We start from the raw sequence: 14,992 nt of genomic DNA on the forward strand, positions 1-14,992 counted from the left end.
ATCTCCTTCTCGTCGAAGATCAGCAGACTGCAAATCATAGCTTATGTCAGTGTCCGAATTTCGGGAGGTAGCTCAGAGACTGGCGGCAACCGGCATCTTATCCCCGTGTCGACCGGCGCGGGGATAAGCGTCTGTGGTGCCGGGGCCGCAGGGCAAGGCTCCGAGATGTTCCGGCTTGACGGCCCGGCCATGGCCGCCCGCTCGCCGCTGTCGACTTCGGCCTTCTTGACCCACGCTGTCAGCGTATGCGCCGAACAGCCGATCATGACGGAGATCGACCGTAACATTTTCGAACCCGTTCACCTTGCCGGGATACACCGGAGATTTGCCCGCGGGCGACCACGAGGACCTCGTCGAAGAGGAGCTGCTCCAAGGGTTGAGCTTCGAGGCCTACAGACGCACCGCGACTTTCCTGACGGTGCGCGGCAATGCCGACGCCTTCGCCGAGGACCTGCATCCGGTAATCGAAGCCATTCGCGCCGAGCGCCATACAACCCGGCGCGCCTTGGCGGAGCAACGGAACGCCCGAGCAATCCGGACCGGCATGGCGGGATGGCACATCGCGACCGTGCGCAACCTCTTGATCCGGATCGAGCGGCTCGAAAAGACGACATGACCGGTCGCCCGCAGGTCGACTCGACGGCGGACAGGCCATAAGCGGCGCGTTCAGGATGTCGCCAATTCTTACAGCACAAAGTCCTCCGCCGCGAGGCCGATCACCCCGGCCACGCGGATTTCGGCGTCGATGACCCCGTCGCCATCCACATCGACCATCACGATGGTCGATCCGGAGGGTGTCTCGAACAGCCGCAGCTCGGGATTGCCGGAAGGGGCGAACAGGGCGGTGCCGCGGAACTCGAACTCCGCCGGGGACAGGCCGCTTACATCGATCAGGTCCAGGCCCTTTTCAAAATCCATGATCTGGTCCCGAGCCGCGCCGATGCCGGTATCCCCGACCGCGAAGACAAAGGCATCGGCCTCGGTCCCGCCGGTCAGGAAATCGCCCCCGACGCCGCCGATCAGCACGTCCATCCCGGCATTGCCGCGCAGGATGTCGATCCCTGCGCCGCCCTCCAGCGTGTCGCCACCGCCCGAACCGATGATCGTGTCGTTGCCGCCATTTCCCGACAGCCGGTTGGCCCTCAGGTTGCCGACGATGAAATCGTCACCGGAGCCGCCCACGACGTTCTCGAAGTTGACGATGGTGTCGCCGCTGGCCACCGGATCGCCGGAGACGGTGTTGTTCCACAGCCGCACCGTGACGCCGCTGGTCGCTGCCGAGTAGTCCAGCGTGTCGCTGTCCCCCGGCGAGCCGTCGAGCACATCCGCGCCCAGCCCGCCGACCAGCCAGTCGTCGCCGAAGCCCCCGGTCAGGGTATCCGCGCCTTCGCCGCCGATCAGCGTGTCATTGCCCAGGCGCCCGTTCAGGATGTTGTCCGCGCCGTTGCCGGTGATGCTGTCCGAACCGAACCCGCCGGTGGCGTTCTCGATGATCACGCCGCTGGCAATTGTCAGGCCTCCGTGCCAGCGCGGAATGTGCGAGATGAAGCCGCCGCCGCCAGCCTCGTAGGCCATGGTCGCGGCGCGCAGGTCGATCACCGCGTCATCGGTCCCCTCCAGCCGGATCTGGTCGATGCCGCCGACATCCCAGATCGACTTGTAGAAGTTGTCCGCCGAGCCCAGGACGTAGATGTCATTGCCCGCCCCGGTGGTCGTGTTGGCACCGTACATGTTTTGCAGCGCCGCGATGTCTATCGGCGAATAGGTGCCCGCGCTGCCGAGAGAGGGCAGGTCACTGTTGACGATCGGACCACGGGGACCGGACCACCAGCCGCGGTTGTAGCTCATGACCGAATGAACCGCCTGGTTCAGGTCAAAGACCCCGAGGTCATAGAAGGCTTCGGTCACTCCGGCCATGACAAGCGCGCCCCGGCCGGACGCGTGAGTATGCGCGAGGCCCAGCGTGTGGCCGATTTCGTGCAAGGCGACCTGGAACGCGACGCCGCCCTGCTCCAGCCCGCCGCCGGGGGCGTCGGAATATTCCGGGACGCGGTTGTTCATGTTGAAATGCTGTGGCGTGACGCCCGGAAAACTTGCTGACCCGAAGGCATCGACGAGGTCGCCTGTAAAGATCTCGATGTCGGCCTCGGCCCGGACGGTCGTCTGGACGTATTCGACGTTCGCCACCTTGGTGACTTCGGCAAAGGCCAGCATGTACTGGCCGATTTCGTAGGCGTTGACCCCGTCGGCCGTGCCTTCGGGCGCGGTTTCGCCCGCCTGAAGGAAGTAGACCTTCACCGGGTCGGCGACGTCGGCCAGAGGCGTTGTCTGCACGGTCTCCGTCAACACCGAGTGTTCGGTGAACAGTTCGGAAAAGAACGGCGGATCGGCGCGCAGGCGGTAGGCCCCGGTCGCCGAAGACAAGGACATCGCCGCGATGAAGTAGGTTCCGGTAGCCGGTGCCGTCCAGAACACGGTCGCAATGTTATCCCCGGCATACGTGTTCCGCAGGTGGGTCGTCCCGTCCGGGCCGAAGATGCCCATGAACGGCGCGATGTCAAAACCGCCCGGCACCGTGCCCTCCAGCGTCAGGTGGACGGTCTCGCCTTGCTGCAAGTCGATCCTGTACCAGTCCTGATCGCCGTCGGTCTGGATCTCCCCGGAAACGGTCTGGCCGATGCTGATCGTCTCGGTGGTCGACGCGTCGGCGGGGATGCTGTCATCGCCCGGCAGATAGGCGGTGGTGGTCAGACGGTAGCCCCCCGTCTCCGCAAGGTCAGGGGAGCGGACCGAGATAAAGAGTTCCTCGGCTCCGAACAGATCGACAACGACTTGGGAAAACGCTGTCTGGCCGTTGAAATCGTCGTTGACGAAGACGAGTCCGCCAAAGACATCATAGACCTCCAGCACCGTGTCGGTCAGCGGTTGCCCCCCTGCGCCGACGACGTCGATCAACATGAGCTTGCCGGCATCCGCATCGGTGAGCGTGATCTTGAACCAGTCGGCGTCGCCGCCGGTATCGACCGCGCTGTAGCGTGTTTCACCGATCGAAATGGTTTCGGTCGTCAACTCATCCCCGCGGATGGTGTCGGTTCCGGGGTTCACTGGCATTTTGTTCGCCCTTCCAGGGGAAGCCAGCCGGTCAAATCGTTTGTCGTCCGGGACAAAGAGCAGGACTCACCACGCCGCCGGCAATCCCGCAGTCTGGCCCCATTTCGCGCGACGAGTCGATGGAAATCCGTGGCGGCGCGCGATTTGGCTGCCTCACCCGGCGGAGGCGCTCTGCCGGTGGTTGATCAGAGCCCCGACGTTCCTGCGGATTTTCCGAGCGACCGGAGTGTGAGTGATCCGATCCCGACCTTGGGACCGCAAGAAGCTGCCGGTGCCCCGGATGTCGAATGCGTCATCTTTCAGTGTGTTGCCAGCACATTGCCGCGTGCGTGACCAACACAATTGTGCGCACAGGAGTGCCTTGGAGTACGCAAAGCGCACCAAAGCCGCTACCCACGCAACCGCAGGGGCGCTCAATTAGTCCGTCGTGATATCAATGAGATGAGGCGTCGGTTTTGTCCGAAGACGGCTGTGTCTCTTCACCGGTCTCGCGCTGCAAACTGCTGGAATTCCGCCATGCAGATTCTGTCCAAGTCAGTGTCCGAGGACGTGGTGTCATTTCATCGCCGTCGACGGTGTAATCTCGGGCGCTCACCGAGGTGGAATTTGGCGACTTCAACCACGGATTACACGAAGACCCCGGTAACCAAGACCAACAGGGACCTGTCCGAGCTTCTCGCAACGCACGACCAAGGCGACTTTCTAACGTGCCTTTGACGCCGGACCAACGTGCCCGTTCTCATTCCAGAACGATCTCTGGCAGAACAACGTCCCAACGTTCCTGCTGAAGCTTGGCGCGATGGTCTTCGCCGCTTTCATGCGCATGACGCGCGACAATCGCGCCGATGAACGCGGAGACGATGCGGCGACCATCCGGCACCCCCCATCCGCCTTTCATTCCGATCAGCCTTCGCCCCTGTCGATCCGTCACCCACCAGCGCCCATTCTGCTGGTTCAGAGTGACGGGGTCACCAGTCCGCGCTTGAGCGATGGCTTGGAGACTTGCATCGCCAGCGCGCAAGCGCCCGGCCCAATCGATGAAGACCTGGCTCATGTCTGGCATGAGGTAAGTCCTGTCAGGCGGAAGATACTTTTCCTCGGGTAGAGCCGCATGCCGCCTCAGAATACTGTCGCCTTCCGAGGGAAGGAACGCGTGTGCGCCTTGCGTCATGACCGCAAGGCTGCGGCGGGCGCGGGTCATGGCGACGTAGAACAGGCGACGTGGCGCATCGAGGTCCTCGTTTCTCGACGGTCGGTCCCAGCCGCCGTTCAAGATCACAACATCGTCGAATTCCAGCCCCTTGGCCCGGTGAGCGGTCATCAACAACAACCCGTGCTGTTCGCCGCGGGCATCTCGTGACCATTCTCCAAACCACTCGACGAGGTCGGGCACAGACGCAGACCCTGACCCGATTTCTTGCACCAGTGCGGCCACGCCCTCGGCGATCAGATCCGCCCAACGATTTCGCGGCAGGGCGTTCACGACCTCCAGCAAATCCGTCACGTCGAGCAGGCGCGTCCGATCCCGGCTGATGCCTTCGATGAACTGCCGCATTTCGCGCAATCGCCAAACGCTGGGGAGACTTTCGTTCGCCATTTCGACAGGGACACCTTGCGCTTCGGCGTAGGCGCGCACCGGGGCGAGTTGTCGCCAGTTCCGCGCGATGATCGCCGTGCGTGACCAATTCCAGCCGGGCTCCAAAGCCTCCATCCGCTGCAACTCCGTCACGGCGGCAACCGCCTGTGCACGATCCCCCGGCGGACATTGCAGCAACTGCACACGCCCTTGCCCAACCGGGTCACCCGCGGCCATGATGCCGCCCGCAGACTCTTTCCGACGATTGCGGTCTATGGTGATGTCATGGCCGATCTTCATGCGGTCCGCCGCCCCGGCGATCACCGTGTTCGACGCCGCGATGATGTGGCCTGTCGAGCGGTAATTCTCGACCAGGTATTCCGGTCGCGCGCGATAATCCTGTTCGAACTGGCGGATGTAGCGGATAGACGCACCTGCAAAAGCGTAGATGTTTTGATCGTCGTCGCCCACGGCGAAGAGGCTCAGCTTCATGTCCTCATCGTCGATTGTCCGTCCTGCCACGGCAGCGATCAAGGCGTATTCTTCCGGACCAATGTCCTGATACTCGTCGACCAGAATCCAGCGGTAGCCCTGGATCAGCGTCTCGCGCTGCGCCTCTGCCTCAGCCTTGCCGAGCCCTTCACCGTTCAATTGGCGCACCGCCTCCATGACGATGCCGTCGAAATCGCGGCTTTCGGCCTGCGAGCCGGCGAAACTCGCGCCGACCAGCCGCATGGCCATCGCATGGCAGGTCGAAACCGTTACGCCAAATGCCACATCACCGATCAAGTGTCGCAACCGTGCCCGGATCTCGACCGCCGCATGGCGATTGTAGCTCAGCACAAGAATGCTGCGCGGATCTGCGCGACGCACGCGGATCAGGTAGGCGATGCGATGCACCAGCACCCGCGTCTTGCCCGACCCCGGCCCGGCGAGAACAAGCACATTCGTGGCGTCCCGATCATCGGCGACGATCTTCTGCTGAACCGGGTTGCCGAGGGACTCGACAACGCTGGCCCAGGATTTCCCGGTCGTTTGCCGTTTGACCTCAGTCGTTCGGCCTTTCATCCAACGGCCCATGAAGGCCTCTTGATCAAGCGCGAAATAGTCCTCTGACAGGCGCATCGCTTCTGGCATCGAGGAGAGGCCTGTTTCCGCATAAGCCGCCATCACATGGGTCTGCACCGTCTGCTCGTCGTAGTGCTCTTGTAGGGGGGCAAAGTCCTTGACCAGGAACTGCGTTTTACCAGGGGCCAGTTGCACGGTCATCGCCGGTCGAAAAACAGTCAGACCTTTTCCAAGCGTCACAACGTCCTGCTCATGCAACCACAGCAGGGCCCGGTCCATCAGACGCGTCATCTCTTTGACTTGCCCGCGCAGGAAAGCATCGCCAGTCAGACTTGCCAGCATGTCGCCCAGCGTCGTTTCGACCTGTTGATCCTTGCCGCGCTGACCTTTCGCGAGACGCCCCAGCAAATGTTCGACAAGCGCCTCTCCGGCTTGCCTGCGCAGCGCTGCCGACTGTTCGAGAACGGCCCAAGTGCGTTGCAGGGCAACGAAAAGCGAATTTCGCGACGCCTTGCGCAGGCGCACATTCCCCTTGCCGCCATCGAGGTCGCGCCCGTCGCGCGCCATACCCCGCAGCAGTTTTTCAATCACATCCGGTCGAACATGGCTGTGTCCCGCATCTCGCAGTTTCTGGCAAGCCAATTGAAGGTTGAACGGTGTGCTGACCTGATCCTCGGCATCAGGTGCCTCTTCCCGCATCAGGGCAATGAGGTCGGTTTCAAGCTGTGTTGCCTGCGTCAGACGCTTTCGGGAGTCGTCCGTTGTCCCGTAATGCACGAATACGGTCACCGCCGTGTCGTTCCGTGCGATACCAAGGCTTTCCAGATCGGCCAGCGCCTTGGTCAGTTGCCCGCCGGTCAGCCCGCTGATGCCTGTCAATTCGTCGGTGGAGATCCCCTCGTCGGGCGGGGCGTTCATCAGGTGGCGCACGAGGTCCATCAGTTGCGTGCGCCGCATCCCAGTGATCTGCGCCTTGGCGATCCGCGACCCCACCTCGTCGAGGCTGCGAACCCGAAGCGAGGACGGGAAAACCTGGACCCGGTTTTCTTCCCGCGACAGGAGCTTGGCTTCTTCCAGCCAGGAGATCGCCGTTTTGACCCGCGTGTCATCCGTGGCGCTCTCGCGCTGAAACTCACGATCATGCTCTTGCCGCACGATCTCGCCCGAGGTGGCAACAACGGTCCCGGTGCTGCGCGTCCGCTGGTCCATGCGTCGAACGGCTTTCAGGATCGCGCCGATTTCGCGACGGTCCAGCCGGGACCGTGCGGACAGTTGGAACTGCCGTTCCACGTCATCCGGAGCGTAGAGCAACACGCAATTGGCATGATCTCTATCTCGGCCAGCGCGTCCTGCCTCTTGCAGGTAGTTTTCCAGCGAACCAGGAATGTCTCCGTGCACCACCAGCCGGATGTCCGGCTTGTCGATCCCCATGCCAAAGGCATTGGTCGCCGCGATCACACGCAAATCACCAACACGGAACCGTTCCTGAATAGTCTTCTTCTCGTCCGGCGTCAGGCCCGCATGATACCGTTCGGCAGACAGCCCCTGCTGTTGCAGGAACTGCGTCACGTCCTCTGTTGCCTTCCGCGTTGCGCAATAAACCACAGCGCCGGACGCGCCTTCGGGTGGCAAGCGCTGTTCTATGACTGACAGGATATCCGCCAGTTTGGTCCGCTTGCCGGTCGAGCGCACCTCGAAACTCAGGTTTGTCCGTGAGGCCCCGCCATCCAGCAACAGCAGATCCGTGCCGAGCCGTTGGTGAAAATGGTCCCGAATATCGCGCACGACCTCCGGTTTGGCGGTGGCCGTCAAGCATATCACCGGTGCCGGATCCTCGTCGCCCGATGTTTCCCGGATGAACCGGGAGACATAGCGATAGTCGGGCCGGAAATCGTGGCCCCATTTAGAGACGCAGTGCGCCTCATCCAGAACCCACAACCCGATCTCGCGTTGCTTGAGAACGGATCGCACCGACACGCTGCGCAGCTGCTCAGGTGAAATCAACAGCATCGCGGCATCACCCATACGCACCTTGTCAAGGGCGTCTTGCCGTTCAGGGAGCGAGAGCATCCCGTTAACAGTTACCGCAGCGGAAATGCCCGTGCGTTCCATACCCGCAACCTGGTCGGCCATCAGCGCGACCAGCGGCGAGATCACGACGGTCAGTGCGCCCGTCCGATCGAACTTGGCCAGTGCCGGGATCTGGTAGCAGACGGATTTGCCCGTCCCGGTTGGCAGGATGCCCAGCACGCTGTTGCCCCGCATCCCTTCATCGACAATGCGTTCTTGCAGGGGGCGGCCATCGGCATCGGTGGGTGTCGGCCGAAACCCGTCGAAGCCGAACCAGCGGGACAGGGCTTTCACCGGATCGCTCTTCTCGCGGCACCAGGCACAATCCGGGGCCTCGCAGGTTGTGTCACGCAACCGTTTGACCATGCGCGCGGCATCAGGGAACTGCATCCGCACCCAGGGCGGCATGACCGAGTCCCCACCGGCGACCGAGATCCAGGCCAGCGCGTAGGCCAACGGCCATCCTGTCTGCGGTGAGCCGACCCGTTCCACGATGTGCTGTAAAGCCGTTTTGCAGGCTTCTCCCTCCAGCAACCGCCCGAGCAACTGTTGCGCTTGTTCTACGGTTGGCACAGCGGTTTCGCGCACATGGCTGAACACCGCGTCGAAGCCCTGATCCAGTTCGCCACGTGTCGTCAGGTAGTGATAGGCGGCCAGCGTTTCCGGCGCTTTCGCGTTCATTGCGCGGAAGGCCTCCAGCTGGTTGGTCAACACATCAAAAACCAGCCGCGCATCTTCCGCGGGATCATTGACGTGACCCGAGAGCAGGCGGCCATCATGATAGTGCTTGACGAGGTGATGATAGGGGTTCCGCGGAAACGCCAGCGGATTGAGCCAAAGCGTGTCTATCGGCGCCCCGGCGAGTTTGGCCAGCCGGGGCCGCATGGCCATCAGGTGCGGCAGATCGTGCCGCAGGATGTTGTGCCCGATCAGGTGCCCCGCATCGGCAAGGTCGGCCTCCAGCCGATCCAGCGCCGCCGCCATGTCGCCCTTTTGGCCCCGAATAGCAGGAGCACCATCACAGCGCACCGCTGCCAAATCAAAGACCCGCGCCGTTTTCGGGTCGACTTCGAGGTCGACGGACAGGCATTGCGCCAGGAATGGATCGGGTTTTTGGACGATTTTTAGCAGGGAGCACCAGCGAAGCTTTTCAAATCAATAGCATATGTGGCCCGCCATAACCATTGCGGTCAAGAACGACAGGTAAAAACGCGCTGTAGGAATTCTATACCTGTGTTCGCAGGGCACCGACTTTACCCCCGTCGGGCCCTGTTTAATCAGTGACCTGCCGCACCTGTTCCCGGATATCAAGAGCGCCCGATTGTCAGTAAAACCCCCTCCCTGAATCCCGCAGCAATACCGAGACACAGGGCGTTTGATGACTGAACATCACGAAGCCTATGCCGAGCAATTTCTGAAAGACACCCGGCACGTCGACATGTCGGCGCTCCGCGACCGATTTCTCGTTGAACTGCCGCAGGCTGCAAAATTGCATACGACGGCCACGCGCCAGTGAAATCGGGTACAGGCAAGCCATACGGTTTCAGGCGGTCGGACAAGCCCAATTTCGTTGCAATCTCAAATACCTAAAGGGACGCAATCCGCCGCAAGTTTTCGAGCAGCCAAAAGTGAAGCGGACTGTTGGCATCGCGCGCATGCCGAACAGCTTGCAACTGAAAATCGCCCACCTCTATCGGCAACGGCTTGTGGATGATTTCAAAACGTTGCCCGTTACTCTGGGCGACACGCTTGGGCAACGTCACGACAAGATCCGAATTTTCGATGATCGAGAGCGCCGAAAAAAGCGACGGAACGACCGTGCGAATGTTTCTTTTGTAGCCTTGCATTCGCAGCGTTTCGTCCACCCGGTTTCGGATCAGGCCGTGAGGCGAAACAAGCAGGTGGTCCGCTTGCGCCATGTCCTCAAGTGTCGGGTTTGCAGACAACAGCGGGTGGTCGCGGCGACCAGCCAGAACGTAGTGATCGCAATAGAGGTCCTCGACGACAAAAGACGCCTCGTTTCTTGGTGGAATATCAAAGTATCCAATGGCAAGGTCGATCCGTCCTTGGACAAGAGCGTCGAGCGCCTCGCTATAAACGAGCGGGTAGGCGTGTACGTCAATGTTCGGGCTGAGATTGCGCATTTCGGCAACCAGCTTGGGTATGACACTTGTGAGTTCGTAATCGAATGCTCCGATCCTGAGGTCGGTCGCAGTGGAAACCGGATCGAACTCTTCCGGATCGTCGAGCGTCTCGGACAGCAGCCGCACAATCCTGCGAATTTTCGGCTCCAACTCTTGCGCCAGCGATGTCGGTTCGAGCCCGTGCGCCCGGCGTAGAAAAAGCGGATCCCCATAGAGCATGCGTAGACGTTTCAGCGCATGGCTGACCGCCGGTTGCGTCAAACCCATCTCGCGCGCAACCTCTGTTGCTTTGCGATGACGCATCAGGCTGAGGAAGATCAACAGGACTGTCGTGTCGATCAGTCTCAAATTAATTTGGTTTATATCTGTCATAGATTGATTTCATTATATTGAATATCGTGTTTCGTCTAGTCTCCTTGCAAGCGCATGCAAAGCGCGAAGAGCCACACTCGGGAGGCACCGCATGGCTGAGATACACCTTCGCAATGTCTGCAAACGGTGGGGCAGTTTCGTTGGCGTCGACGATTTCGATCTGACGATCGCAGATCGGGAATTCCTTGTGCTTCTGGGTCCGTCAGGCTGCGGCAAGACGACAACGATGCGGATGATCGCCGGTTTGGAGGATCCCTCGGACGGCGAGATCTGGATCGGCGACCGACAGGTCAACGATCTGGAACCCAAGGACCGCGATGTGGCGATGGTGTTCCAGAGCTACGCGCTGTACCCCAACCTCAACGTCTATGAGAATATCCGCTTTCCGCTGAAGGTACGGGGCATTGATCCGGCGACCCACGACGAGAAAGTGCGTCGTGCCAGCGCAATGGTGGAACTGGACGAGTTTCTGCATCGCCGTCCCGCCGAACTGTCGGGCGGTCAGCGGCAGCGCGTGGCGCTGGCCCGCGCCATCGTGCGGGAACCCAACGTGTTCCTCATGGACGAACCGCTGTCGAACCTCGACGCGAAGCTGCGGGTGTCCACCCGCGCGCAGATCAAGAACCTGTCGCACGAGCTCAAGGTCACCACGATCTACGTCACCCACGACCAGATCGAGGCGATGACGCTCGCCGATCGTGTGGTCGTGATGGAAAAGGGCGTGGTCCAGCAGGTGGGCAGCCCGACCGAGATCTATGACCGACCTGCCAACACATTCGTTGCCAGTTTCATCGGCTCGCCCGCGATGAACCTGATCCAAGGGCAGGCGGAAGGCGGCAGCTTCATTGCGCCCGCAACGTGCATCGACGGGCTTTCCGCACCTGATGGCAAAGTCACGCTGGGTTTCCGCGCCGAGGATGCGCAGGTCGTCGAAAGCGGCGGCCAGATCAATGCGCCGATCTACACGCTGGAGCTTCTGGGTGACGCCACGATGGTCACGGTGCGCCTGGGCAAGACGCTGGTCAGCGTGCGCGCAGACAAGGCTTTCCGCGCCGAGATCGATGACATGGTCTCGATTCACGTGCCCACCGATCACTGCCACCTGTTCGACGGCCAGAACGGCCAGCGCATCGGCGGCTAGGGAATTCCTTCGGGTATCCCGGAAGAACGCAATGGATGCCCGAGTGCAAGGCGCATCCAATCCAACAGAAGCACAGGGAGAATGACATGTTTCTGCACAAGATCACCATGACCGGCATGATCGCTGGCCTGATGTCCACCGCCGCCTTTGCCGAAGACGTCAACTGCGGCCCCGCAGGCCAGTCGATCCGCATCCTTGCCTCCGACTTCCCGGCGATTCACGCGGTGGTCGACGATGCGGAAAAGAACTGCGGTGCGCAGGCCGCCGAGTTCACCCGCAACCACACGACCGAGGCGCGCCAGATCATGAACGCCGCGCTAAAGCCTGACCCCGCGGAATATACCTCGGTGATCGTCGCCAACTCTACCCTCACGCAGCTGATGAACGATGGCCTTGTCCGTCCCCTGAACGATCTGGTGGAAAAATACGGCCAGAACCTGCCAAAAAACCTGCTGATCACCCTCGATGGCAAGGTCATGGCGGTAGCGTTCATGGCCAACGCGCAGCACCTCTTTTCCCGCAAGGATATCCTCGCCGAGGCCGGCATCGACACAATCCCCACCACCTATGACGAGGTTGTCGCCGCCGCCAAGGCGATCCGCGAGGCCGGCATCATGGAACATCCCATTGTGATGAACATGAAAACCGGCTGGAATGTGGGTGAATCCTTCAACCTCGTGTTCATGGCCCATGGCGGTGAATTCTTCAAACCCGGCACGGCAGAGCCGGCGGTCAACAGCCCTGCCGGGGTTGCGGCCCTGAACACGCTCAAGGCGCTCGTCGAATACGCGCACCCCGACCACCTGACGCAAGCCTCCAACGAGACCCAGGGGCTGTGGGAGGCCGGGCAGGCGGCATTGGGGATCATGTGGGGGTCACGCGGTGCGCCGATCCTCGACAAAGAGGGGGCGATGGCCAAAATCACCGCAAACACCGTCCTGTCCGCGGCGCCATCGGTCGCGCCCGGCGGCGTGCCCGGCGCGACCCTGTGGTGGGACGGCTTCACCATCTCCACCAACATCCCGGATGCAGCGGCCGAGGCGACCTTTGCCGCACTGGCCAGCGCCTTGAACGCGGATATGGTCGCGGCGAACAACGATGATGCGGTCTGGCTGCTTGAGGGGTTCAAGCCGGGGCCTGCTGCGGCAGGTGTCGCCGCTACGGCGCAGGGCGGGGCAAAGCCCTATCCGATGATCCCGCAGATCGGGCTGATGCATAACGCGCTCGGGGCCGAACTGGCCGACTTCCTGAAAGGCGACGAGAGCGCCGAGAAGGCGCTCGCCGATGTCGAGGCGGCCTATATCACGGCGGCCAAGGAAGCGGGTTTCCTCAAGTAACCGCCTCACGGGAGGGGCGTCTGCGCGCCCCTCCCAGCCACTATCCACGCATCATCCGGGACGCCCGCCATGAAGCATCGCACCTTTTTCTGGTTCATCCTGCCGACGCTCTCGGCGATGATCCTCTTCATCGCATTGCCCATCGTGTCGGTTTTCGTGCAATCCCTGTTCGTCGCCCATGAACAGGTGCAGGTGGTTTCGGAAAGTTGCGGCCCGTTCGGTTGTACAGAAACCACCTCGGTCGACCTCGAAGCCACCCAGAAACTGCGCGAAGAGCAACCGCTTGGCCGGTTCAACGGGCTGAACACCTATTTCAACCGCTCACATCTGGCGATTGCCGATATCGGCGAGGCCTGGGCGAATTCGGACAGCATGGGCGCGTTCTGGAATGAGGTTTACAACCTGCCCTTTTACAACGCGCTTAGCTTTACGTTGACCTATACCTTTATCGTCACGCCGCTGGTGCTCATGCTGGGCCTGGCCATTGCCGTGGGCGTCAACACTCTGCCCGGCGCGCTCAAGGGGCTGGCGATCTTCATCTCGCTTCTGCCGTTCCTCGTCACGCCGCTGGTGGGGTCGCTGATCCTGTTCTGGATGGTGGACGGAGACGGCGTGATCGGGGCTACGATCCAGAACATCTTCAATGATCCCTCTCTCAGCCTCAAGGCTTCGACCCCGCTGATGTGGACCATGCTGATGGTTTATGGCGTGTGGCACACCCTGCCGTTCAGTTTCATCACCTTCTACGCAGGCCTGCAAACCGTTCCCGAGGACACGTTGGAGGCCGCGAAGATCGATGGCGCGTCGAAATGGCAAAGCCTGATCCTGGTGACCGTGCCGCACCTGATGCCGCTGGTCTCCTTCGTGACGCTCATGTTGATCATGGACAACTTCCGCGTCTTTGAGCCGATCGTCAGTTTCTCGGCTGACGCGCATGCCCGCTCGCTGAGCTGGATCATTTTCAATGACCTGCGGGAAAGCGGCAATCCACTTTACGCCTCCGCGGGCGCAACCTCGCTGCTCACGATCATTCTGGTGGTGATCCTGATGATGCCCGTCCTTGTCCGCACATGGCGAGACTTCACCCGTAAATCGCTCTGAGGAGACGTTCATGGCAACCGCATCACAATCCCGCCTGACCCCGCTCAAGACCGCCTCCTTTGGCCTTGTCCTGCTCTGGCTCCTCATCGCGGCCTTCCCGTTTTTCTGGACCTTCTGGGGCAGCTTCAAGGTGCAGGCGGATTTCCTGTCCAAAGCTGACTGGATGAACGCAATCAGGGGCACAAACACCATCGCCCAGACCGGCAGCGCCTTCACCACCGATGCCTATCGCGGTGCCTGGATCGACGAAAGCTTTTGGTTCAACTTCAAGAACACCGGCATCGTCGTCTTTTTCACCGTGGTGATCTCGCTGACCTTCGGCACGCTGGGCGGCTATGCGCTGGCGCGGTCAGGCTTCCGCTATGCGTTCTGGATCCTGATGGCCGCGCTCGTGTTCCGCGCCATGCCGCATATCACGCTCGTGTCAGGCTATCTGGTTTGGTTCTTCGAATGGAACGTCTGGGGCATCCTGCCGACGACCATCATTGTGCTTGTGGCGATCAATCAGCCCTTCACACTCTGGATGCTGCACTCGTTCTTCAAGAACATTCCCAAAGACATGGACGAAAGCGCCATGGTCGACGGCTGCACCCGGTTTCAGGCGTTCCGGCATGTGATCGTGCCGGTAATGTGGCCGGGCGTCATCACCACCGGGCTGTTCAGTTTCCTGCTGGCTTACAATGACTTCACCGTGACCGTGATGCTGCTGAGCGAGCAGAACGAGACCATCATTCCGGCCATCAACAGTTTCATGGGCACGACGCAGGTCGAGGGCAAGGTGATGTACGCGGTCGCCGCCGTGGTCTCGGCCACCGCGCCCCTGTTTGTGCTGATCCTGTTCTTCCAACGTCAGATCGTCAGCGGCCTCACCGCCGGGGCGGTGAAAGGATGATGTGATGCAAGGCACACGACCCGAACAGGCGGTTCTGACCCGCGACACGGACATGACCAGGACCGACGAGACCCGCCGGGTGATCGAGGGCATGGTCGACGGTCTGAACGACCACCGCATCGACGATATCGGTGAGTTCTTCGCGCAGGGGTTCCGCTGGATGGGCAATCAGGGCTGCGG

9 protein-coding genes and 1 pseudogene are annotated in these 14,992 nt (G+C 61.4%); 7 read left to right on the forward strand and 3 right to left on the reverse strand.

From position 1 onward, the window contains the following. Positions 1 to 304 precede the first annotated feature (304 nt). The gene (locus ACN0S5_RS23220; protein WP_417211599.1) at positions 305 to 616 is read left to right on the forward strand and encodes a hypothetical protein; all 312 of its coding nucleotides are present in this window, start codon (positions 305 to 307) and stop codon (positions 614 to 616) included. Between the two features lie 68 nt (positions 617 to 684). Here ACN0S5_RS23220 and ACN0S5_RS23225 read toward each other — a convergent pair whose 3' ends face one another. Both ACN0S5_RS23225 and ACN0S5_RS23230 read right to left on the reverse strand, forming a co-directional pair. Continuing rightward, positions 685 to 3,111, reverse strand: coding sequence for a M10 family metallopeptidase C-terminal domain-containing protein (locus tag ACN0S5_RS23225; protein ID WP_417211600.1), 2,427 nt, complete (start codon positions 3,109 to 3,111; stop codon positions 685 to 687). 739 nt (positions 3,112 to 3,850) lie between these two features. Further along, a complete protein-coding gene (locus tag ACN0S5_RS23230) occupies positions 3,851 to 8,809 on the reverse strand; it encodes a RecQ family ATP-dependent DNA helicase (RefSeq protein WP_417211601.1) in 4,959 nt (1,652 codons plus the stop codon). 394 nt (positions 8,810 to 9,203) lie between these two features. Between ACN0S5_RS23230 and ACN0S5_RS23235 the strand changes: the two genes are divergently transcribed. Next, positions 9,204 to 9,341 (forward strand): hypothetical protein, encoded by a 138-nt coding sequence (locus tag ACN0S5_RS23235; RefSeq protein ID WP_417211602.1) that lies wholly within the window; start codon positions 9,204 to 9,206, stop codon positions 9,339 to 9,341. A 70-nt stretch (positions 9,342 to 9,411) separates the two neighbouring features. On the opposite strand, the gene ACN0S5_RS23240 is transcribed toward ACN0S5_RS23235, so the two are convergent. Then, entirely contained in the window at positions 9,412 to 10,341 is a 930-nt protein-coding gene (locus ACN0S5_RS23240) for a LysR family transcriptional regulator (RefSeq protein ID WP_417211603.1), read from the reverse strand. 91 nt (positions 10,342 to 10,432) lie between these two features. Here ACN0S5_RS23240 and ACN0S5_RS23245 point away from each other — a divergent pair, with 91 nt between their 5' ends. From ACN0S5_RS23245 to ACN0S5_RS23265, 5 genes and pseudogenes are all read left to right on the forward strand, one after another. After that, positions 10,433 to 11,482, forward strand: a complete 1,050-nt coding sequence (locus ACN0S5_RS23245) for an ABC transporter ATP-binding protein (protein ID WP_417211604.1) — start codon at positions 10,433 to 10,435, stop codon at positions 11,480 to 11,482. Positions 11,483 to 11,568: 86 nt separating this feature from the next. After that, complete coding sequence (locus ACN0S5_RS23250) at positions 11,569 to 12,819, forward strand: ABC transporter substrate-binding protein (protein ID WP_417211606.1); 1,251 nt, start codon at positions 11,569 to 11,571, stop codon at positions 12,817 to 12,819. Between the two features lie 69 nt (positions 12,820 to 12,888). Then, complete coding sequence (locus ACN0S5_RS23255; protein WP_417211607.1) at positions 12,889 to 13,920, forward strand: carbohydrate ABC transporter permease; 1,032 nt, start codon at positions 12,889 to 12,891, stop codon at positions 13,918 to 13,920. A 10-nt stretch (positions 13,921 to 13,930) separates the two neighbouring features. Then, a complete protein-coding gene (locus tag ACN0S5_RS23260) occupies positions 13,931 to 14,812 on the forward strand; it encodes a carbohydrate ABC transporter permease (protein WP_417211608.1) in 882 nt (293 codons plus the stop codon). 4 nt (positions 14,813 to 14,816) lie between these two features. After that, positions 14,817 to 14,992: pseudogene (locus ACN0S5_RS23265) on the forward strand (polyketide cyclase); the annotation flags it as partial.

The sequence above is a fragment of the Antarctobacter sp. genome, assembly GCF_048262615.1.
In the GTDB taxonomy this organism is placed as follows: Bacteria; Pseudomonadota; Alphaproteobacteria; order Rhodobacterales; family Rhodobacteraceae; genus Antarctobacter.